20 protein-coding genes are annotated in these 19,455 nt (G+C 62.6%); 7 read left to right on the plus strand and 13 right to left on the minus strand.

The genetic code is table 11. The features are described 5' to 3' along the window. Positions 1-163: 163 nt before the first annotated feature. The 5 genes from ACZ1JY_RS04540 to ACZ1JY_RS04560 all read left to right on the plus strand — a co-directional run bounded on the left by ACZ1JY_RS04540 (position 164) and on the right by ACZ1JY_RS04560 (position 5,289). On the plus strand, positions 164-1,306 hold the full coding sequence (locus tag ACZ1JY_RS04540) for an HlyD family secretion protein (RefSeq protein ID WP_168904580.1): 1,143 nt from the start codon (positions 164-166) through the stop codon (positions 1,304-1,306). A gap of 29 nt (positions 1,307-1,335) precedes the next feature. Next, complete coding sequence (locus ACZ1JY_RS04545; protein ID WP_465130871.1) at positions 1,336-2,892, plus strand: DHA2 family efflux MFS transporter permease subunit; 1,557 nt, start codon at positions 1,336-1,338, stop codon at positions 2,890-2,892. Then, positions 2,892-4,349, plus strand: coding sequence for an efflux transporter outer membrane subunit (locus ACZ1JY_RS04550; protein ID WP_465130512.1), 1,458 nt, complete (start codon positions 2,892-2,894; stop codon positions 4,347-4,349). Before ACZ1JY_RS04545 ends, ACZ1JY_RS04550 begins: the two co-directional genes overlap by 1 nt. An 84-nt stretch (positions 4,350-4,433) precedes the next feature. Then, positions 4,434-4,625 carry a hypothetical protein gene (locus tag ACZ1JY_RS04555; protein ID WP_162896010.1) on the plus strand — a complete coding sequence of 64 codons (192 nt, stop codon included), beginning with the start codon at positions 4,434-4,436 and terminating at the stop codon, positions 4,623-4,625. Next, positions 4,573-5,289 (plus strand): TetR/AcrR family transcriptional regulator, encoded by a 717-nt coding sequence (locus tag ACZ1JY_RS04560; protein WP_118073626.1) that lies wholly within the window; start codon positions 4,573-4,575, stop codon positions 5,287-5,289. Before ACZ1JY_RS04555 ends, ACZ1JY_RS04560 begins: the two co-directional genes overlap by 53 nt. Here ACZ1JY_RS04560 and ACZ1JY_RS04565 read toward each other — a convergent pair. Continuing rightward, complete coding sequence (locus tag ACZ1JY_RS04565) at positions 5,264-6,532, minus strand: YceI family protein (RefSeq protein WP_465130513.1); 1,269 nt, start codon at positions 6,530-6,532, stop codon at positions 5,264-5,266. The two genes, ACZ1JY_RS04560 and ACZ1JY_RS04565, sit on opposite strands and share 26 nt — an antisense overlap. 120 nt (positions 6,533-6,652) lie before the next feature. On the opposite strand from ACZ1JY_RS04565, the gene ACZ1JY_RS04570 reads away from it, so the two are divergent. Next, the gene (locus ACZ1JY_RS04570; protein ID WP_465130514.1) at positions 6,653-7,486 is read left to right on the plus strand and encodes a TIGR00266 family protein; all 834 of its coding nucleotides are present in this window, start codon (positions 6,653-6,655) and stop codon (positions 7,484-7,486) included. 72 nt (positions 7,487-7,558) lie between these two features. Here ACZ1JY_RS04570 and ACZ1JY_RS04575 read toward each other — a convergent pair whose 3' ends face one another. The 6 genes from ACZ1JY_RS04575 to ACZ1JY_RS04600 form a co-directional block, all read right to left on the minus strand. Continuing rightward, on the minus strand, positions 7,559-9,976 hold the full coding sequence (locus ACZ1JY_RS04575) for a TonB-dependent receptor (RefSeq protein ID WP_465130515.1): 2,418 nt from the start codon (positions 9,974-9,976) through the stop codon (positions 7,559-7,561). Between the two features lie 94 nt (positions 9,977-10,070). Continuing rightward, a complete protein-coding gene (locus tag ACZ1JY_RS04580; protein ID WP_118073623.1) occupies positions 10,071-10,256 on the minus strand; it encodes a YezD family protein in 186 nt (61 codons plus the stop codon). Between the two features lie 320 nt (positions 10,257-10,576). Continuing rightward, on the minus strand, positions 10,577-10,777 hold the full coding sequence (locus tag ACZ1JY_RS04585; protein WP_118073622.1) for a hypothetical protein: 201 nt from the start codon (positions 10,775-10,777) through the stop codon (positions 10,577-10,579). 430 nt (positions 10,778-11,207) lie between these two features. Further along, positions 11,208-12,275, minus strand: a complete 1,068-nt coding sequence (locus ACZ1JY_RS04590; protein ID WP_465130516.1) for a phosphotransferase — start codon at positions 12,273-12,275, stop codon at positions 11,208-11,210. Continuing rightward, entirely contained in the window at positions 12,275-13,468 is a 1,194-nt protein-coding gene (locus ACZ1JY_RS04595) for an acyl-CoA dehydrogenase family protein (protein ID WP_465130517.1), read from the minus strand. The genes ACZ1JY_RS04590 and ACZ1JY_RS04595 overlap by 1 nt, the downstream gene beginning before the upstream one ends. A gap of 39 nt (positions 13,469-13,507) precedes the next feature. Further along, complete coding sequence (locus ACZ1JY_RS04600; RefSeq protein WP_465130518.1) at positions 13,508-14,269, minus strand: SDR family NAD(P)-dependent oxidoreductase; 762 nt, start codon at positions 14,267-14,269, stop codon at positions 13,508-13,510. Positions 14,270-14,454: 185 nt separating this feature from the next. Between ACZ1JY_RS04600 and ACZ1JY_RS04605 the strand changes: the two genes are divergently transcribed. Beyond that, complete coding sequence (locus tag ACZ1JY_RS04605; protein ID WP_240344592.1) at positions 14,455-15,069, plus strand: TetR/AcrR family transcriptional regulator; 615 nt, start codon at positions 14,455-14,457, stop codon at positions 15,067-15,069. Here the strand turns inward: ACZ1JY_RS04605 and ACZ1JY_RS04610 are convergent, their stop codons facing one another. The 6 genes from ACZ1JY_RS04610 to ACZ1JY_RS04635 all read right to left on the minus strand — a co-directional run bounded on the left by ACZ1JY_RS04610 (position 15,070) and on the right by ACZ1JY_RS04635 (position 19,219). After that, positions 15,070-15,588: a cytochrome c family protein gene (locus tag ACZ1JY_RS04610; RefSeq protein WP_168904588.1), complete on the minus strand. Its 519-nt coding sequence runs from the start codon at positions 15,586-15,588 to the stop codon at positions 15,070-15,072. Positions 15,589-15,599: 11 nt separating this feature from the next. Further along, entirely contained in the window at positions 15,600-16,142 is a 543-nt protein-coding gene (locus ACZ1JY_RS04615; protein WP_465130519.1) for a methylamine dehydrogenase light chain, read from the minus strand. A 36-nt stretch (positions 16,143-16,178) separates the two neighbouring features. Then, entirely contained in the window at positions 16,179-16,781 is a 603-nt protein-coding gene (locus ACZ1JY_RS04620) for a thioredoxin domain-containing protein (protein ID WP_240344589.1), read from the minus strand. Further along, positions 16,781-17,317 carry a MauE/DoxX family redox-associated membrane protein gene (locus ACZ1JY_RS04625; RefSeq protein WP_465130520.1) on the minus strand — a complete coding sequence of 179 codons (537 nt, stop codon included), beginning with the start codon at positions 17,315-17,317 and terminating at the stop codon, positions 16,781-16,783. The genes ACZ1JY_RS04620 and ACZ1JY_RS04625 overlap by 1 nt, the downstream gene beginning before the upstream one ends. A 20-nt stretch (positions 17,318-17,337) precedes the next feature. After that, positions 17,338-18,513, minus strand: coding sequence for an amine dehydrogenase large subunit (locus ACZ1JY_RS04630; RefSeq protein WP_465130521.1), 1,176 nt, complete (start codon positions 18,511-18,513; stop codon positions 17,338-17,340). 88 nt (positions 18,514-18,601) lie between these two features. Further along, complete coding sequence (locus ACZ1JY_RS04635; RefSeq protein ID WP_346766731.1) at positions 18,602-19,219, minus strand: TetR/AcrR family transcriptional regulator; 618 nt, start codon at positions 19,217-19,219, stop codon at positions 18,602-18,604. Positions 19,220-19,455: the final 236 nt, after the last annotated feature.

Consider the following 19,455-nt stretch of genomic DNA (forward strand, 5'->3'; position numbering starts at 1 on the left):
CGCCGAATGCCTAGGAACGCTTGAGTCTCGGCGGCGTTGCCGCATCCGGATGCAGTTTTTGCACTATGTGCCGCAATTTCCGCACTTGAAATCCTTGCGCGACTGAACCAAGTGGCAATTCGCAACGGAACGATTTCGTTCAATTTCCTGGATGGATTTCTCAATGGCCGTCTCCACCGATACCAGCCCCACCGCTTCAACTTCGGAAAGCAGCTCTGGCCGCAAGAAATTCATTGGCCGAGTCGCGGTCGGCGCGCTGGTTGTCGGTGCGCTCTATGGGGCTTACGCGCTCTACGATTACGAGACTGTCGGCAAGTTCATGCAGGATACGGAAGACGCCTACGTGAAAGCCGACGGCGTCACGATCAGCTCCAAGCTCGGCGGTTACGTGCGCCGCGTTGCAGTGAGCGACAATCAGGCGGTCGAACAAGGCGCGTTGCTGGTCCAGATCGATCCGACCGATTACAACACCCGTCTTGCACAGAGCAGCGCGCAGGTAGACGTCGCCCGCGCTACCGAAACAGCCTCTGTCGCGGCCATCCAGGAAGCACAGTCCGCGGTAGGCCAGGCCCGCGCCGCGCTGCAGGCGTCCCAGCGCGAACTCGCTTACCTGAACGGCGAAGTTGCCCGGATGCGGCCGCTTGTTGCGAGCGGCGCAGAACCAAAGCAGGCGTTCGACCAGCTCATTGCCAACCGGGACAAGGCGGCGGCAGACGTTGCAGCAAAACAGGCCGGGCTTTCGGCCGCGAATGATCGCGTTACCAGCGCTCGTGCCCAGGCCGGGCAGAGCGCAGCGCAGATCAAGGCAGCGCAAGCCCAGCGCGAGGCTGCCAGCACTGATCTGGCGACGACCCGCATTGTCGCCCCGATCGGTGGCAAGATCGGCAACTCCACCGTGCGCATCGGCCAGTTCGTGCAACCTGGCCAGCGCCTGATGACGATCGTGCCGACCGAGGCGATCTACGTCGAAGCCAATTTCAAGGAAACGCAGATCGGCCTGATGCGTCCGGGACAGCCCGTCACGGTCCACGTCGATGCCCTCCCCGATGTCGATTTCCATGGCACGGTTGAGAGCATCACGCCCGGCACTGGCGCCAATTTCTCACTGATCCCGCCGCAGAACGCGACTGGCAACTTCACCAAGATCGTCCAGCGCGTGCCAGTGCGCATCCGCATCAACGCCGGTCCTGAATCACGCAAGGTGCTGGTCCCTGGCCTTTCGCTCTCGGTCGAAGTCGACACCCGTTCGGCAAAGTCGGCAATCGAGACGATCCGCAACGAACAGGATCGGGTCGCGTCGAAGTGAGCCAGTCGGCAACCATCGATGAGGCGGCAATGCCGCCGCCCGCCGCCAGCGGCGAAAAGGCCGACATCACGGCTTGGTTGGCGGTGGCCGCAGGCGCCATCGGCTCGCTGATGGCAACGCTCGACATCTCCATCGTCAACGCCTCCCTGCCCACGATTCAGGGTGAGATCGGCGCTTCGTCGAGCGAAGGCACCTGGATCGCCACCGCTTATCTCGTGGCAGAAATCATCATCATTCCACTTACGGGTTGGCTTGAGCGTGTATTCGGCCTGCGCCGCTTCCTGCTGATCGCGGCGATCCTGTTCACCGGCTTTTCGATCATGTGCGGACTGTCGTCTTCGCTGACGATGATGATCCTCGGTCGTGTCGGACAAGGCTTCACTGCGGGTGCGATGATCCCGACCGCCCTGACCATCATCGCCACGCGCCTGCCACCCAACCAGCAACCGGTGGGCACCGCCCTGTTCGGCCTGACCGTCATCATGGGCCCGGTCCTCGGTCCTCTGGTGGGTGGCTGGCTGACCGAGACGTTCAGTTGGCACTATGCCTTCTTCGTCAACGTGCCGATCAGCCTGATCCTGATCACCCTGCTGCTGGTCGGTCTGCCAAAGGGCAAGATGCAATTGGGCGAACTCGTCAACGCCGACTGGTTCGGCGTGATCGGCCTGATCCTCGGTCTGGGCGGCATCACGGTGGTGCTCGAGGAAGGCCATCGCGAGCAGTGGTTCGAATCCGCCCTGATCTGGAAACTGAGCGCAGTCACGCTGCTCGGCTTCATATTCATCGCCATCGGCCAGTTCAAGGCAAAGCGCCCGGTCATCAAGCTGGCCCTGCTGCGCAAGCGATCCTTCGCCGCGGTATTCGTGCTGGCGTTCGTGCTCGGTGCGGTGATGTTCGGCACCGCCTACGTCATCCCGCAGTTCCTTGCCGCGATTGCCGATTACAACGCCATGCAGGCAGGACGCATCGTTTTCATATCCGGCATCCCGGCGATGCTGATGATGCCGCTGTTTCCGATCCTGATTTCCCGCGTCGATCTGCGAGTGATCGTCGGAACCGGGGTCGCTCTGCTGGCGATGTCCTGTTACCTCGACGTGACGCTAACCGCGCAATCGCGCGGCGGCGATTTCGTCGAGACGCAGCTGATGCGTGGCCTTGGCACCGTGTTCTGCATGATGTTCCTCAATCAGGCGGCGATCAGTTCCGTGGCGCGTGAAGACGCCGGTGACGCAGCGGGCCTGTTCAACGCAGCGCGCAACCTCGGTGGTTCGGTCGGGCTCGCCCTCCTCGCCACGTTGCAGGATCAGCGCTGGGAGTTCCATCGCTGGACGCTCCACAGCGCCCTCGGCGCGAACAACCTCAACGTCCAGGACTGGGTCAGCCAGCAGGCGATGAGCTATGGCGGCGGCCCCGACGGAATGGCGGCGGCGCTCCGGTCGCTCGACGGCATGATCCTGCGCGATGCACTGGTCATGGCTTTCAACGATGATTTCATGGCGCTGACGCTGGGCATCCTGCTCGTTTCCCCGCTCGTTCTTCTTCTGCGCCCGCTTCCCAAGGGCTACCACGCAAAGGCCGGACACTGATGACTGCCTCGCTTTCCTATCGCCGCATCGGCAGCGCCACTATCCTTGCGGCGTTGCTCGCTGGCTGTGCGACCGTAGGTCCCGACTACAAAGGTGCTCCAGAAGTCGCTCCGGCAGCGGCCTCGCGCGGCACGTTCGTCCGTGCCGGAGAGGCCATGCCGCAGGCCACGCCTTCGTCGCGGTGGTGGGAGAGCCTGGGCGACCCCGTTCTGAACCAGTTGGTCGTCTCGGCTCTTGAAGACAGCCCCGGCATCGCCGCGGCGAATGCCCGCATCGCCCAATCGAGGGCAGCTCTTGCTGCCAACCGCACAGCTGCGCTGCCGACGGTGAACACGTCCTTTGCCGCTCCCTATCTGAACGTTCCGGGCAACATCGCCGGAAACGGCGGCGGGCGAGACGAGATCAACGCCTATAATCTCGGCTTTGACGCCTCTTGGGAAATAGACCTGTTCGGCGGCACCCGGCGCAAGGTGGAGGCTGCCTCGGCGCGTGCAGAAGCCGCTGAAGCAGGTGCTGCCGATGCCCGCGTAACCCTCTCGGCCGAAATTGCGCGTGCCTATGTCGGCCTGCGGGCTCGGCAGTCTATGCTGGCGCTGCAAGACCGGCAGGTGGGCATAGACCGGGAACTGGTCTCCTTGGCGCAACAGCGGTTTGCCGCCGGGACGATCCCGCAACAGCCCGTCAACGCTGCAGAAGCGCAAGCTTTCGCCAGCGAGGCCGACGTTGCCAAGTCCCGCGCCGAGATTGCCGTTCTGATGGACCAGATTGCAGTGCTTACGGGCAAGGAGCCCGGTGCGCTCGACACCCTGCTGGGAACTCCGGCTGCGGTGCCGCTGCCTCCTGCCGAAGTGGCCATTGGTGACCCCGCCAACCTGTTGCGCAGCCGCCCCGACATTCGCATGGCCGAGCGCCAGTTGGCGGCCGCCAATGCCGATGTTGGCGTGAAGATTGCCGACAAGTTCCCGAAGATCTCGTTCCTCGGGCTGCTGGGTCTTGGCGGCCAGAACATCGGCGACATCTTCGACCCCGCCAACATCGTCGGCATCGCCCTGCCCCAGATCAAGTGGAACCTCTTCGATGGCGGGCGCGCCAACCGCCAGGTTGAAGCAGCCAAAGGCGCCTATGCTGAAGCCGAAGCGAATTACCGCAGAACAGTGCTGACGGCGCTTCAGGATGCCGAAGGTTCGCTTGCGCGCTTTGGCGCACAGCGCGTCGCTTTCGGCAAGGCGCTTGATGCGGAAGGTCGGGCGCGCAAGAACGTTGAACTGCAGCAGCAACGCTTGCAGGCCGGGACCATTGGCAGGCCCGACCGTCTTGATGCAGAGCGGCAGGCGTTGCAGTTGGCGATGTCAGCTGCCGCCGCACGCGCCGAACTGACGACCGGATTTATCGCGGTAGAAAAGGCGCTTGGGCTTGGCTGGACCGCCAGTTCAGCAGGGTCAGGAGCGGATAAATGAAACGGATTCGCCCATTTTATAGTATATTGACTCCAGCCATGGCTGAGGCACTTTATCCATCAGATACGCCGCAAAGGCGAGAAAGTGGGAAAGATGCGCTGGATTACCGATGCGGGCCTCCGCTTCTGGCAGGCCTATCGCGAAGGACTGGAGATGTCCTGCCCGGTTCACAACCGGATCGCCGAAGCTATGGCCGAACGGCTGTGCGAGCGGGATCAACCGCATGACACTGCCGCCCTCGCCGCCTTCGCAGAACAGCAACTCACCGTCCACTGATCTTTCGGGTAGTAGGACCGCCACGAAGCGCGGTCGTCCGTCGCTGGAGGAAGCGCAACGTCTTCCTGCGCGAATCCTTGAAGCCGGTTGGGAGGTCCTGCGGGACCATGGCTTCGAAGCCTTCACCTTTGATCGCGTCGCGCGTCATGCGCATATCGGCAAGGCCACGATTTACACACGCTTTGCCGGCAAACGCGAATTTCTCGAAGCGCTGCTGGCTCACAAGACCATCGAGCGTCGGCTCGAAATCATGAAGCTGGGCGCTGGCCTGCCCGTCGTCGACGCGTTCTGCATTCGCGCCGCCGCGATAATGCGCGTGCTCCATTCGGCAGAAGGCCGGATGATGGAGCGACTGGTCGACTGGTGCGACCAGGAATTCGGCAATGAAGAAGTGAACTACCGCCAGGCGATGTATGCCGATGCCCTTGTCAGCATCTCGGAAGAAATCCGCGAAGCTGCGCACGTGCAAAACCTCGAACTGGCCGATCCCGGACTGGCTGCTCGCTTCTGGTTGGAGGGTCTGCTCGGCCACGCCCGTTTCACGGGCTCAATCAAGGAAATCGACGACCGCGCCAACGAGGAGTGGGCGCGCGCCTATTCCGAGTTCTTCTTCGCCGGTCTGCGCCACACTGGTGCCATCACGGGGCCTGCCGCGTCGCCTTGATGTTGAAGCTGACACTTACCGCATCCTTTAACTGATCCGTCGCAGACCATTCGGATTCACCGACCCCAAAGGACAGGCGCTGCAAGGTCGCATTGCCGGTGGCGGTTGCCTTGTCGCCGCTGATCTTGAGGGCGAACCGCAGTGCCAGCGGCTTGCGTTGTCCATGCAGCGAAAGCGTTCCATTGGCGACATAGCGGCCTTCGCCCATCTCCCGAATGTTCGTGGAAACGAAGTGCGCCGTGGGGTGTGCACCAACGCCGAAGAAGCTGTCACTGCGAAGCATATCGTCGCGCTGGCTATCGCCGCTGTCGACCGAGGCGAGGTCGATCGTCGCCCGGATCGATGATCCCGGCAGGTCCTCGGGATCGAAGATGATCGTCGCATCCCAGCGCGAGAACGATCCGTTGATCGCCTCGCCGCTGTATTCTGCGGCAAAGCCCAGGCGCCCGCCCTTCTCCAGTTTCCACGGACTCGCCTTGGCGGCTGTCGCTGCCGCGCTCTCGGCAACGGCGGGTTCTGAACTCGCCGGCGCCGATGGATCTTCGCCCGGAACCTCTGCAGAAGTCTCGGAAGCTATTTCGCTCGGCGAAGCAGGAGCCGGAGACTTGTTACCCGAAAACGACAGAAACAGGCCGCAGATCAGCGCCCCGGCACCAAGCGCGATTGCCGCAAATCCGGCGGCGCCTATCGCGCCGTGCGAGCGGATCGCCGCTGGCAGCATCCGGCCAATCACGTCCTCGCGCTTGAAGTGGTGGTACAACGCGCCGGCTACGTGCAGCACGATCAGCGCCATGCCGACCGTGCCCAAGGCACCGTGCAGCACTTCGGCAGGTTCATGCCAGGCCTGGCCGACGGGCAGGTCCGGCCAAGGCACCTTGCCGAACAGCATCGTCTGCAACCGCACCTTGGCCGTCGATACGATGATCCACCCGGTCAGCGGCCCGACGATCATCACTGCATAAAGCAGGACGTGCACGACGGACGCGAGCAACATCTGCGCCTTGCCATCCTGCACCGGCGCGGGTCGCACCTTGAACAGTCGCACCACCAGCCGCGCAAGGCTCAGCAGCAGGATCGCGATGCCGACCGACTTGTGGAACTGGTATCCTGAAAACTGCACCGCGCCCTTGGGCAAGTCCTCCAAGGCCCAGCCAAGCCCGATCTGGAACAGCAGCAACAGGGCGATCGCCCAGTGCAGGATGATGGCAAGCGCAGAATACCGTTCGGGCCGCAGCGTCGTCATAGTCAAAATACCCCTCGATCCGACAAGCGTCATAACAGCGACGACGAAGACATGGTATGCCCCCTCGTATCGGCGCAGTGGATTGCTACATCTGCGCACATCAATCCTTGGGAGACCTCAATGTCCAATAGTCCGTGGGCCCATCACCGCAGCGCAAGCATTGCCGACGACATCGATTTCGAAATCAAGGGCCAGGAATTGCAGTTCCTCGAGATCGAACTCGATCCCGGCGAAAGCGCTGTCGCCGAAGCTGGTGCCCTCGTCTGGAAGGACGGCTCAGTCGGAATGACCACCGTTTTCGGCGATGGCAGCGCCGATCAGCAGGGCGGCTTCATGGGCAAGCTGCTCGGTGCGGGCAAGCGACTGGTCACGGGCGAGAGCCTGTTCACGACAGTTTTCACCCACAACGGTCACGGCAAGGCCCGCGTCGCCTTCGCCTCGCCCACGCCGGGCGCCATCCTGCCGATCAAGCTGTCGGACGTGGGCGGCACGCTGATTTGCCAGAAGGACAGCTTCCTCGCCGCCGCGCGCGGTGTTTCGATCGGCGTTGCCTTCCAACGCCGCGTGATGACCGGCCTGTTCGGCGGCGAAGGCTTCATCATGCAGAAGCTTGATGGCGACGGCTGGGTCTTCGTCCAGATGGGCGGCACGCTGGTGGAAAAGGAACTGCGCCCTGGCGAAGAACTCCACGTCGATACCGGCTGCCTTGCCGCTTACACGCCGGGCATTGACTTCGACCTGGTAAATGCAGGCGGCGTGAAGTCCGTCCTGTTCGGCGGCGAAGGACTGTTCTTCGCGCGCCTGCGCGGTCCCGGCAAGGTCTGGATCCAGTCCCTGCCCTTCTCCCGGCTTGCCGGACGGATGCTTGCCGCCGCCGGCTCCCGCGGCGGCCAGAACCGCGGCGAAGGCTCGATCCTGGGCGAACTGGGTGATTTCATCGGCGGCAACAACTGAGGATACGAAAAGAGGCCGGTGGATCGCTCCACCGGCCTTTGAGTACCGCATGCGCTGCGGGGTGGTTCAGCCTCAGAAGCTCTTGCGCAAGGTGACGCCCCAAGTGCGCGGATCACCCGGAAGGCCCGCGATCAAGCCGGTATTGCCGGGGCCGACGAAGAGCTGGTCGATATAGTTCTGATCGAACGCATTGCGTACCCAGCCATAAATGTCGAAGCCGCTGTCGGTGCGGAAACCGGCGCGGAAGTTCGACAGCGAATAGCCATCGACCCAGGTGTAGATCGAAGGCGTCGGGTTCGACGAGAAGTTCGACCGGTAGCTCCCGTCATAGCCGAAGTAGACTTGCCCATCCTCCTCGAGGAAGGTGACCGGTGCATTGGCTTCGAGCCCGAACGACAGCGACCACTTCGACACGCCGGGCAGACGCTGACCGGAGATGTCGCAATTGGCCGGGCTGGTGGTGGCGCCCGAGAGCTCTGGCGGGCACGGCGCATCGACGAACTTGCGGTACGTGGCGTCGGTGTAGGCCCCATTGACGTAGGCATTGAAGCGCTCGCTCGGCCGGACTGAGAAGTCGGCCTCGATACCCTGCGAGCGCACCGCACCGGCATTGGCGAGATAGCCGCGCAGAACCCCGAACTGGCCATTGTTAACGTTGGCCTGATAGTCCTTGATGTCCGTGCGGTAGGCCGAGAGGTTGAGGATCGCACGACGGCCCCAGAACTCGGTCTTCAGACCCGCTTCGTAGTGCTGCACCGATTCCGGCTTGACCGTGGCCGCGCCCAGAATCGGGTTGTTTGCCGCATCCGTCGGCACGCCGTTCTGGTTGATGCCGCCCGATTTGAAGGTCTTGGCATAAGTCGCGTAGAACATGATGCCCGGCGCAACCTTGTAGCTGGCGGTGAAGTCGTAACTGAAGTTCCAGTCGCTGAACTTGGGCGAGATCGTCTGGGGGGTGAAGATGCCTAGCTGCGCCGTCTTCACCGGAGTGGTCGTGCCGTCGATCAGGATTTCGCTGCCCGAGGCCGTGAACACCCGCCGCTGGTAGAAGCCGTCCTTTTTGTCGTAATTCACGCGCACGCCCGGCTGCAGCGTCAGCTCAGGCGTCACCTTCCAGCTCGCCTGCCCGTAAACCGCCACGCTGGTATTCTTGAGATACTGCGTGTTGAGCGCGGTCAGCCCGTTCAGCACGTCCGAGTTGTAAAGGGCGTTGCTCGGCGCAAGGTTCCATTTCGTCGATGCGCTGCCATGCTGCTCTGTGCCCTGCGTGTCGATACGCTGGTAGAACCCGAAGGCACCAAGCACGAAATCGAGGCGGTCGGAGCTGTAGTTGTAGCGCAATTCCTGCGTGTACTGGTCCTGCTGGGAAGGGTTCTGCGACTTGGTGACAATCGGCAGGCCGGTAAAATCACGGTCGTTCTGTGGCTTCCAGTCCCAGAAGCGCCACGCCGTGACCGAGGTCAGCGTGCCCGGCCCGATGTCCCACTTGGCCTTGAGCGACACGCCGCCGATCTTGTTGCCAGCCTGCAGCGTCGCGTCCAGATCGGTCAACCGGTCATAGGGATTGGTGCTTGGCACGGTGTAGCCCTGTGCCGCCGCAAGCGCTGCAAACTGGCGGTTGGCAGCACGCTGCGTCGTCCCTGTGCGGACATAGACCGAACCGCAGCAAGCAGCGTCCTGCTCGCTGTAATCCCCGGCCAGCGTGATGCTCAGCGCTTCGGATGGCTTGAACAGCAACTGGCCCCGAAGACCAAGGTTGTCCTGCCCCTGTATCCACTGCTTGGAGGTCACATTATAGATCGTGCCGCGGCGGTTGGTCGATGACACCGCCAGGCGCGCCGCCAGCGTATCCGTGACTGGCCCAGAGACGGCAGCCTTCGCCTGCACGAAGTTCAGGTTGCCGATGCTGACTTCGGCCTTGCCTTCGAAGTCGAAGGTCGGCTGGTTGGTGGTGATGTTGATCGCACCGGCCGTCGTGTTCTTGCCATAAAGCGTGCCCTGCGGCCCGCGCAGGACCTCGATCTGCTTCACGTCGAGAAAGTCGAACGTCGCCGAGGCAACGCGCGCGTTGTAGACGTCGTCGATGTAGATGCCGACGCCCTGCTCGATGCCATCGTTGGTCAGGCCGAACGGCGCGCCAAGGCCGCGAATGTTCACCGCGGTGTTGCGCGGGTTCGAGGAGTAGAACTGCAGCGTTGGCGTCAACTGCTGCAAACGGCCGACGTTAAAGGCGCCGGTATTGTCGATATGCTCGCCGCCGACGACGGAGATCGCCAACGGGACGTCCTGCGCCGTTTCTTGGCGCCGACGCGCTGTGACGACGATCTCGCCGCTGTCACTGGCCCCCGTTCCGACGGAAGTCGTCTGGGCGTCCTCGGGCGCGGGCACTGCGGCGGTGGTGGTGGTGGCAGGCGCTTCGGCAGCGTAGACGCCATGCGAAGCCAGGGCGAGCGGCGCAACGCCACCCGCGAGAAGGACGCGGAAATTCATCGTAGGACCTCATGTGTTCCCGAACGATGCTTCCGGTTGTCCGGTCAGCGGTGCGGTAGCTCTGTGTGTTTTTGGTATTGGATGCGCGGGACGATCAGTTCGGCTTGAGCCGTCGCTTCTCGGTCACGTCGATCTGGACGACACGTCCTTCGTGGACGGTCAGTTGCACGGCCCCATAACGCAGCCCGGTCAGGGCTTCGCGCACGCTGGCAATGCTTTCCTCGAGATGGCTTTCGGATTCACCCTGATTGCCAGCCCCTGATTTGGTCGGTTCGGTCATTCCCCGTTCGATCCTGTTGGCGCGAAGGGTGCCCGTCGATTGTGCTCGCATGATTGCCATACCCCTTTCTTGCGCAGTGTCCGGCGACTCGCCGCCGTTGCCCAGCTTCTATACTCAAGTTTTTTAGTAGACATTAAACTTCGTCTGTTGCGGCGCAAAGCTTTCCTTTTGTCGATGCAGGAGGCTGTTGCGCAATTGGCGCCGTCAGGACCAATTATCTCTATCGCAAAGATAGACAATGCAGTTGCGACGAATTGGCGCGAGCGCGCGACAGTTCGCGTCGAGGTTCAACCGTTGTTCGACAACGCGCCCTTGGTGGCTCAGTCGTTCTTGATGAGGCGAAGAACAGGTCGGGGCTTCAGCGGAGCCTGCGGAACGTCGTCCTCCAGCCTGTGGGCGAGGCATTCCACTGCCATGGCGAGATGGAGCGCGGCCATGGCTTCACCGTGGGTGTCGAGTTCGTCGAGCGCAGTCGACAAGGCTTCGAAGACTTCGACTAGTGGCTTGGCTGCTACTTGCATGGCGTAGACTGTTCCTGTTGCCCCGCACAACCTGACGGACCCTGTTGTCAGGCAACTCCTAACCGCGAATTCGCCCGCAGAAAGGGAAGATTGCACCGGAAATGAACAACCGGAAACCAGGGTGGAGACAGATGCAGACGCTTGCCGCGGAGATTTACTTACCTCTCTGACAGTTAGTCAGGCAACGCCTTCGCGCTGCAGCATGCCGGCGCACTAGCGCCGACAGAATCAATCGCATCCACTTTGGCAATATCGCCAAGTCCAGTGCCTGCGCACTTTTGAGCCTGCCTCGCGGTATCCTACCGTCGCCGAATCGGCGGCAAGTTCCCTCGCCAAAACGACGAAACGCAACGCGCGTTCGGCAGACACAAAAATCGTCGCGGCTGGCAAATCACCAAGAACTGTTAAGGTTCGGATTCGAACCAATCACTTACTGGCAGCGCGCCATGGCCTCCCTCGCCAGCCGCGCAAGAACGGGAAATGCCTCTGCGCGGTCCCTGGCATGCGCCGATGCGGCAGTGCCCCGAAGGTAGCGTCCCTTGATGCCATGGAAGATCGCGGCGAGCCGGAAATAGTTGAAGGCCACGTAGAAATCCCACGAGGCGATCGAGTCTCGCCCTGTCCGACGGCAATAGGCAGCGACGTATTCAACCTCGCTGGGGATATTCAACGCAGTCAGATCCGCCCCTTCCAGCCCGGCCACGATGTTCGGCGGCATATGGTACATCATCGCGTGATAGGCAAAGTCGGCCAGCGGATGCCCCAACGTCGAAAGCTCCCAGTCGAGCACGGCAATCACGCGGGGCTCTGTGGGGTGAAAGATCATGTTGTCGCAGCGGAAGTCGCCGTGAACGACACTTGTCTCGTCGCCTTCGGGAATGGCGGTCGGCAACCACTCGACCAGCGCATCCATGTTCGGATCGCGGCCGGCAAGTTCGTCCTCGAGGTACTGCTTCGACCAACGGCCGACCTGCCGCGCGAAGTAGTTGCCGGGTTTGCCATAGTCACCCAGCCCCACCGCTTCGTGGTCGATCGAGTGCAACTGCGCGATCGTCGCGTTCATGGCGTCGAAATAGGCCGGACGCTCCTCGCGGGAAACGTCAGGAAAAGTCGCATCCCAGAAGATGCGGCCCTCCACCATCTCCATCACGTAGAACCAGCTGCCGATGACGCTTTCATCGGTGCACAACCCATGGACGTGCGCCACCGGAAAGCCGACAGACCCGAGCGCCGAGAGCACCTTCGCCTCCCGCTCGACCGCGTGCGCCCCCTTCAACACTGGCCCAGGTGGCTTGCGGCGCAGCACATAGGCACGGTCGGGCGTGATCAGCTTGTAGGTCGGGTTCGATTGCCCGCCCTTGAACTGCTCCACCTCGAGAGGCCCCGAGAACCCCTCGACATTGGCTTCCATCCACTTCGCAAGCGCCGCCTCGTCGAAGCGATAGCCCTCACGTACCGGGGTGGTGCCCGCGTTTGCCTCCTGCGCCGTGCCGCTCATCAGTGCGCCGCTCCTGCCTGCGCATGACGCCAATCGCGGCGGATCTTCTTGGCAAGGCTCCACTTGTGGACCTCTGTCGGGCCGTCATAGATGCGGAACGCTCGCACTTCGCGGAACATCTGCTCGACGATCGTATCGGTCGTCACGCCCGTTCCGCCCATCACCTGCACGCACTTGTCCGCCACGCGCATCAACGCCTCGGACACTGCAACCTTGGCCATCGAGCTTTCGACAGTACCGAGCGAGCCGGTATCGAGCACGCCTGCGCACCAGTCGATCATCAGCTCAGCCTGCTTCAGGTCGATCATGTTCTCGGCCAGCATGAAGCCGACGCCTTCGTGATCGATCAGTTGCTTGCCGAACGCCATGCGACGGTTGGCGTAGTCCGAGGCGATCTCCTGCGCGCGGATGCACCCACCCAGCCAACGCATGCAGTGCGAAAGCCGAGCCGGGCTCAGGCGCACCTGCGCATACTTGAAGCCCTCGCCCGGCTCGCCCAGCATCTGGTCCGCCGACACGCGAAGGTCCTTGATGTCGATCACCGCGTGGCCGCCCGGCATGTTGCTGTCGATGGTATTGGGCACGCGCACGATCTCGATCGCCGGGTCCGGCAGGTCGACGAGGAACATGCATGCCCCGCCCTCCTCGTCCTTGGCCATGACGATGCCGACCTTGGCGCCCTTGGCGCCGGTGATGAAGGCCTTGCGTCCGCTGATGACCCAATGATTGCCGTCGCGCCGGCATGTCGTCTGCATCATCGAAGGGTCGGAGCCCGCCCCACCGGTCTCTGCCGGCTCGGTCATGAAGAACGCCGAACGCGCCTCCCCCGATACCAGCGGCTTGAGGAAGCGCTCCTTCAGTTCAGGGCTACCGACCTTGCCGAGCAGGTACATGTTGCCTTCGTCCGGCGCCTGCGTGTTCACGGCCAGCATGCCCAGCGGCGAAAGCCCTGAGCGGATCAGCACGACCGCCGTCTCGCGCTGGCTGAGGTGGCGACCATCGGCCAGGATGTGCGGCGTCAACACGCCCGCCGCGCGCGCCTTCTCGCGCATTTCCATGACCATCTCGTCAAGCGGCGCGCCGTGATCGTCACGGCGCGGATCGCTTTCATACGGGATAACTTCCTCGCGAACGAACCGCTCTACCCGATCCGCGATTTCCAATGCGGCGTCCATGCCGATGCCAATTGCCATTCTGCTTTACTCCTCAATCGCGGGATCGGTTGACAGTTTTCAGCGCGGCGCCATGCGGATCGCGCCGTCCAGGCGGATAACTTCGGCGTTGAGCATCGGGTTGGTTACGATGCTCTCGACCATGCGCGCGTATTCTTCAGGCTTGCCGAGACGGCTCGGGAACGGGACTTGGCTCCCAAGCGAGTCCTGCGCTTCCTGCGGCAGCGATTGCAGCAGCGGCGTCAGGAACAGGCCCGGCGCGATGGTGTTCACGCGGATGCCATAGCGGGCAAATTCACGCGCAATCGGCAGTGCCATGCCGACGACACCACCCTTGGATGCCGCATAGGCCGCCTGCCCGATCTGGCCTTCGAACGCAGCGACGCTGGCAGTGTTGACGATCACGCCACGCTCTTCGCCAACCTGCTCGGCATTGAAAATGCGGGCCGAAAACTTCGACAACACGTTGAACGTGCCGATCAGGTTGATCTGGATGATCTTCGAAAAGTCCTTGAGCGGGATTGCCTTGCCATCGCGCCCGATGACCTTCGCGGGCGGCCCGATCCCGGCGCAGTTCACCAGGATCCGAGCCTTGCCGTTCATCGCCTCGGCCTCGAGGATGGCGTTGTCCACTGCATCCTCATCGGTGACGTCGACCTTGAAGAACGTGCCGCCGATGGCCTCTGCATGGGCGCGGCCCAGATCCTCGTTCAGATCGAAGATCGCAACCTTGGCACCCAGTTCAGCGAGTCGAGCCGCTGTTGCCCCACCCAGACCAGAGGCGCCACCCGTCACGATTGCTGCCAGCCCCTTGATTTCCATAGCCTATGCATCCCTTCCTTCAATCAGTTCTGTCACAAGTCAGAACCGACCAGAACAATATCTACTCACGAGTAAGTATTGTTCCAAAGGGTATGGAGTCAATCGCAGCATTGCCCTACCCTGCGCGCGACAGAAGCGCCGACTTGGCGCAATTTCCAACTGGCAGAACACGCAGGGTACCGCTCTTGGCCGCACGATCTCCCTTCAAGACCGCCGCCGAACGCAGCGAGGAGCGCGAAGCCAAGCGCATGGCCGTGCTCGAGGCCGCGGTGCGGATGTTCAACGCCCGAGGCTACCACCAGACCTCGCTCGACGACGTCGCAGCGAGCCTCGGCATCTCCAAGCCGACGATCTATCACTACCTTGGCAACAAGGAGCAGGTTCTGGTCGAATGCCTGACGATCGGCATGAACCAGTTGCTTGCTGCAGCAGACGAGGCGCGCGTTCATCACGGACGCGGCCTCGACCGCCTCCGCGCCTTCCTGACCGACTACGCCGAAATCAACATGAACGACTTCGGGCGGTGCAACATCCTGACCGCCAACGAGGCACTGTCACCAGACGCCCGGGAGTCCATCCGCCTGCGCAAGCGTCGGATCGATGCGACTTTGCGTGAACTGGTGGCCGAAGGGATCGCCGATGGTTCGGTTTCGCCGTGCGAGCCGAAACTGGCTGCACTCACATTGGCCAGCGCATTGAACGGCCCCTCGCGCTGGCATCGTCCTGATGGCCAACTGTCAGAGCGTGATATCGCGAAGAAGCTGGTCGATTTCCTGACCGCAGGCCTCGCCCCGCGCTGATCAGCTGCCGCCGTAGAAGCTGCGGAACGAAGCGGGCGCACCACACTTGGCGATCGCCGTCTCGACGTGCCGCTTGCGCTCACGCACCAGCGAGGCCGAGGTCAAGGCAAACCGGCGCTCGTAGCCGACTTCCGCGGCAGTGAACGGCTTTGTCCCCGGCAGCACGCTTGTCCCGCCAAGGCCGAACACCATGAAGTTGAGCATGTCCGCGAGTTGCTGATTGTCGCTGATCCGGCTCTTGGCGATGTTGGGCAGGCGCAGCAGGTAGGCCCGCGTGTCTGCCGTGCACATCATGTAACCGACGCGTCCGCGCAGCTCGGGCAGCTTGGCCGGTGCCGAAAGCCCCTGGACGCCGTGGCACCCGGCACAATGCTCGACATAGTCGGCCTTGGCCAGTTCCGCATCGCCAATTGCCGCCAGCCCTTTCGCCACGGTCTCCGCCCGAGGATCACCCGCCGAGACAGCCGGCACCGCAAGCGCCAGCGTCGCAGCGAGTCCGGCTAGAGCAACGAGGCGCATCGCCGTCCGCCTCAGGCCGCGCCGATCATCATGGCGGTAGAGCAGTGATACTCCATGCTGCTCGTACCGAAGCACCAGATGATATTGTTGTTGAGCTGCGGCAGATACAGCTGCGTCTCGCGATCGATATTGTCGCAATTGCACTGACCGCAGGCGGGCTTCCCGCAACAGTCGCGATAGGCGATCATGTAGGCCTTGCCGTCATCGGGATTGATGCAAGATCCCACCCATGAAACCGGCGAAGGCTCTGCGCCTGCCGGGCAAGTGTGGATGCCGCCACCGCAGCAGGTGCACAACGCGCCATCGATCGCACAGTAGCGCCAGTAGTCGCACTTCGTCTGGTCGGTCGTCTGCGCGCTGCGGGCAAAGGCCGTCTTGGCCTCGGGCGACCGGTCAGGCTTGGCCGCTTCGGCACGGCTCACCGGCAGCAGCGGGAAGACCGGCGCCGCCACCAGCGCCGCCCCCATCCGCGCAAGGATGCCACGACGCGAGGTTCCACCGGCAAAGCGCCGCAACAGCTTCTCGCCCATCGCATCGGGATTGAAACGCTTCATCGAATGCCCCCTATGATCCTTGATGCGCCCGCGCCGTCAAGCTGCGGCAACAGTCTTCAGCTTGCCGATGTAATCCTGCACTGTGGCAATCCCCATTTCGTGCGCCACCACCAGGCTCTCGAGATGCTCGCGACTGTTGACCAGCCCCTTGGAAAGGATCGTCCCTTCCGCATCCAAAAGCACCGCGTACGGCAGCTTGCCCACTTCGAACGCCTGCCCCACCTCGGGACCGTTGATGAAACGGTAGTTTTCCAGCCCCTGCGCCGCGATCAGTCCGCGCTGCACCTGCGCGTCATCGTCGCCAACGAAGGTCAGTTCCACCCGCTCGTCCTTGGCAAAGGAGCGTGCCGCCGGGATCAGGCCCTTGCACAGCGGGCACGTTGCTGAAACGAACATCAGCAGTCGCAACGGCACATCCTTGGCAGGCCCGCCGACGATCACGTCCTTGCCTTCAAGCGTATGAGCCGGAACCGCCGGAGCCTTGCCCCCGACTGCCGGCCCGCCACTCGTCTGCAAGGCGCCCGCCGGAGCCACCCGCATGTGCAGCACACCCACTTGCCGCGCCAGCGCCAGCAGCGCCACCACCAAGGCGATGATCACCAGCCATGACAGGACCTGTCCAACGATCAGTGCGGTCATCATCGCGAATTCCTTTCCGTGGCGAGAGGCCCTTGCGCCAGCGCCGCCAGTGCGTTGGCCAGAAGGGTCAGAAGATAAAGCGCTGCACCGGCCGCGAGTCCGATCAGCCATTGCGCCGAAGCGAACGGCGGCTGCGGCAGCAGTGCAGGCACCAGCAGCCCAGCCAGCACGATGTTCCGCATCACGAGCGCACGGCTAAGGGGCTGGCGCAGTTCCGACCGACCGCAACCGCAATCAATGTTGGAACGACCCCTGCCAATGTTGATCGCCATGGCCGCCGCAAAGACCAGCAGCAAAAGACCGGCGGGCACAGCGGCAAAGCGAACGCCTCCGATCAGCGCAAGCCCAACCGCCACTTCGGCAACCGGCAGCGTCGCCGCGACCGCGGGGACCAATGCCTCAGGCAGCAAGCGATAGTTGGCGACGACACCGGGAAAGACCCGCCGGCTCCGCAACTTCGCAATCCCCGCGCCGACGAACACCGCGCCAACGCCGATCGCGCCGGCCATGCCCGCGATCCCCATTGCCGCAGTCATGCTCAAGGCTTCACCTGTGATCACATCGGCTCCACGACGGTGATCAAGCCGCCACCGGCGTTCTCGATCTCGTGCTTCACCTCTCCTGTCTTGGAATCGATGACAAGCGCCTTGCCCTTGTAGCTGTTGACCATGATCATCGCCGCATCGTCCTGTGTGATCTGGATATTGCCCGGCTCCCCTTCCACCGGGATGCGCTTGACCAGCTTCTTCGTCGCCAGATCGACGCCCCAGATTTCCTCGGCGCCTTCCTTGTGACTCCAGTATTCGCCCTTGTGCATCAGCACCCACAGCGTACCGCTCGGCCTGTGCAGCGCAACCGGCTGCATCCCGCCGGGATACCAGGCAATGTCGAGCGGCTTGACGTCAGCTGGCTTCATCCCGCCCGCTTCCTGGATAGAAAACGGCGCGCTTACCTCAACCTTGCCACCGATCGAAGCCGTGCGGATCAGGCCGGTGTAGCTGACCATCACCACCTGCTTCTTCTTGCGATCATAGACGGTGTTCGAAAAGATCGGGTCTGCCGCAGCGTCGAAGAACGGCTCGGTCCGCGTGATGTCCTGCGTTGCGCCCTTGATTGCCACTGTCGCGATCGTGCCGTCGGCGCAGAGCGAAGAGAACCCCACGCCCGGATTAGGGATCATCCCTGCGCATCCCGGCAGTTCCACCGCACGCACGAACTTGCGCTTCACCATGTCGATGATGTTCACCGACGAGGCCGGATCGAAGTTGTAGTCGTAGGCGGTCTTGCCGTCGTCGGTCAGCACGAAGTTGGTCGTGAACCCGCCGACGATCAGGCGCCCCGGCGTCGGGATCTCGCTGATCAGCTTCAGCGTCTTGCTGTCGTAGACCGAAACCAGATCCTGGCGCGTGCCACGGTTGACCTTGGACCACATCGTCTCGGCGACGTAATAGAACTTGCCCGCTGGATCGATCGCCATATCGGAATCGCGGCTGGTGTTGACCATGCCGACCATCTTGCCGGTCCCGGCATCGAAGATGCTCGAACCTGCCGATCCCCAGCCCCCGCGGACATAGAACCAGCTCGCCTTGGGCGGCTCCAGGGTCATCACACCGGGCTCTTCGGCCTCCGGCACCACGGTTTCGGCGAATGCCGGCTTGGCATGAACGCTTGCCAGCGTTCCGGCCAGCAATGAACCCAGAACAACTCGCGCCACTTTGCGTTCAAGCGTCATCTCGGCCCCCTTTGCCAGTCCGCAGGGCAGAGACTTGACGCATGTCCAGATTCGGTCAACGCCTTTTTTGCGTGTGCGAAAGGATGCGCTACCTGCGGTCGGCCAGACCGGCAATTTCCGCCGAAGTTATCGACTTGGCAAGCGATACCAGCGCGTGTGTCGCAATTGCGGTATAAGTGCTCATCCGAGAGGCCCACGGCTTGCCATAACCGAGGAACGGCGTCGCCCCTTCCATCGAAGCGCTGATGTAAAGCGCCACGTCCCGCACTTCCTGCTGGCTTAGCGCGGGGTTCAACTCGGCAACGTATTCCGAAATGAACTCGTGCACCCGCTGGTAGAACAGGCGCACGCGATCGGCCACGAACTCGTTGTGGTTGGCCAGCGCCCACAGTTCGGTGAACAGGCGCGTGGTGCGCTTGCCGGCAATGTCATCAAGGCACATCACCACGATCAGGCGCAACCGCTCCTCGGCATCGAGCCCCGGCTGGCGCACTGTGCGCTCCAGCAGCTTGTCGTAATTGCCGATGATGTCATCCAGCAGCGTCTGGATCAGCAGTTCCTTCTTCGGGAAATGATAGCTGACGTTCCCCACCTTCATCCCGCACTGCGCGGCGATGCGGCGGATCGTGAAGGCTCCGGCGCCCTCTTCGATAAGGACGCTGAGCGCCGCCTTGATGATCGCGTCGACCGTTTCCGTCCCACGCACGTATGTTCCCGGCCGCCGTGCGGAAGGCAAATCAGTATCAAACGTCTCGGGAAGCGCGGCCATCTTGCCTCGCGCATATCACCACCCGCGCCCAACACCAAGGATGCCGTTGTCACCCCGCCGTATAACCTGGACCTGATAAACAAGGCGCTTGACGATCTCCGGATGCCTGTCCAGATTCCGTGAGGTACGAGCCGATGGCCTTGTCTTTCGCGCTTTGTCTTTCCGGAATTTCC

This window comes from Novosphingobium sp. BL-A-41-Hi4B-X5A (assembly GCF_055521705.1).

What these genes read in the sequence shown, in the direction of transcription:
- ACZ1JY_RS04620 (WP_240344589.1), bottom strand. Translation starts at nt 16,781, where the DNA reads ATGACCGCACTGATCGTTGGACAGGTCCTGTCATGGCTGGTGATCATC.
- ACZ1JY_RS04570 (WP_465130514.1), top strand. Translation starts at nt 6,653, where the DNA reads ATGTCCAATAGTCCGTGGGCCCATCACCGCAGCGCAAGCATTGCCGAC.
- ACZ1JY_RS04565 (WP_465130513.1), bottom strand. Translation starts at nt 6,532, where the DNA reads ATGACGACGCTGCGGCCCGAACGGTATTCTGCGCTTGCCATCATCCTG.
- ACZ1JY_RS04610 (WP_168904588.1), bottom strand. Translation starts at nt 15,588, where the DNA reads ATGCGCCTCGTTGCTCTAGCCGGACTCGCTGCGACGCTGGCGCTTGCG.
- ACZ1JY_RS04575 (WP_465130515.1), bottom strand. Translation starts at nt 9,976, where the DNA reads ATGAATTTCCGCGTCCTTCTCGCGGGTGGCGTTGCGCCGCTCGCCCTG.
- ACZ1JY_RS04545 (WP_465130871.1), top strand. Translation starts at nt 1,336, where the DNA reads ATGCCGCCGCCCGCCGCCAGCGGCGAAAAGGCCGACATCACGGCTTGG.
- ACZ1JY_RS04615 (WP_465130519.1), bottom strand. Translation starts at nt 16,142, where the DNA reads ATGAAGCGTTTCAATCCCGATGCGATGGGCGAGAAGCTGTTGCGGCGC.
- ACZ1JY_RS04540 (WP_168904580.1), top strand. Translation starts at nt 164, where the DNA reads ATGGCCGTCTCCACCGATACCAGCCCCACCGCTTCAACTTCGGAAAGC.
- ACZ1JY_RS04560 (WP_118073626.1), top strand. Translation starts at nt 4,573, where the DNA reads ATGACACTGCCGCCCTCGCCGCCTTCGCAGAACAGCAACTCACCGTCC.
- ACZ1JY_RS04550 (WP_465130512.1), top strand. Translation starts at nt 2,892, where the DNA reads ATGACTGCCTCGCTTTCCTATCGCCGCATCGGCAGCGCCACTATCCTT.
- ACZ1JY_RS04590 (WP_465130516.1), bottom strand. Translation starts at nt 12,275, where the DNA reads ATGAGCGGCACGGCGCAGGAGGCAAACGCGGGCACCACCCCGGTACGT.
- ACZ1JY_RS04585 (WP_118073622.1), bottom strand. Translation starts at nt 10,777, where the DNA reads ATGCAAGTAGCAGCCAAGCCACTAGTCGAAGTCTTCGAAGCCTTGTCG.
- ACZ1JY_RS04595 (WP_465130517.1), bottom strand. Translation starts at nt 13,468, where the DNA reads ATGGCAATTGGCATCGGCATGGACGCCGCATTGGAAATCGCGGATCGG.
- ACZ1JY_RS04580 (WP_118073623.1), bottom strand. Translation starts at nt 10,256, where the DNA reads ATGACCGAACCGACCAAATCAGGGGCTGGCAATCAGGGTGAATCCGAA.
- ACZ1JY_RS04600 (WP_465130518.1), bottom strand. Translation starts at nt 14,269, where the DNA reads ATGGAAATCAAGGGGCTGGCAGCAATCGTGACGGGTGGCGCCTCTGGT.
- ACZ1JY_RS04630 (WP_465130521.1), bottom strand. Translation starts at nt 18,513, where the DNA reads ATGACGCTTGAACGCAAAGTGGCGCGAGTTGTTCTGGGTTCATTGCTG.
- ACZ1JY_RS04625 (WP_465130520.1), bottom strand. Translation starts at nt 17,317, where the DNA reads ATGACTGCGGCAATGGGGATCGCGGGCATGGCCGGCGCGATCGGCGTT.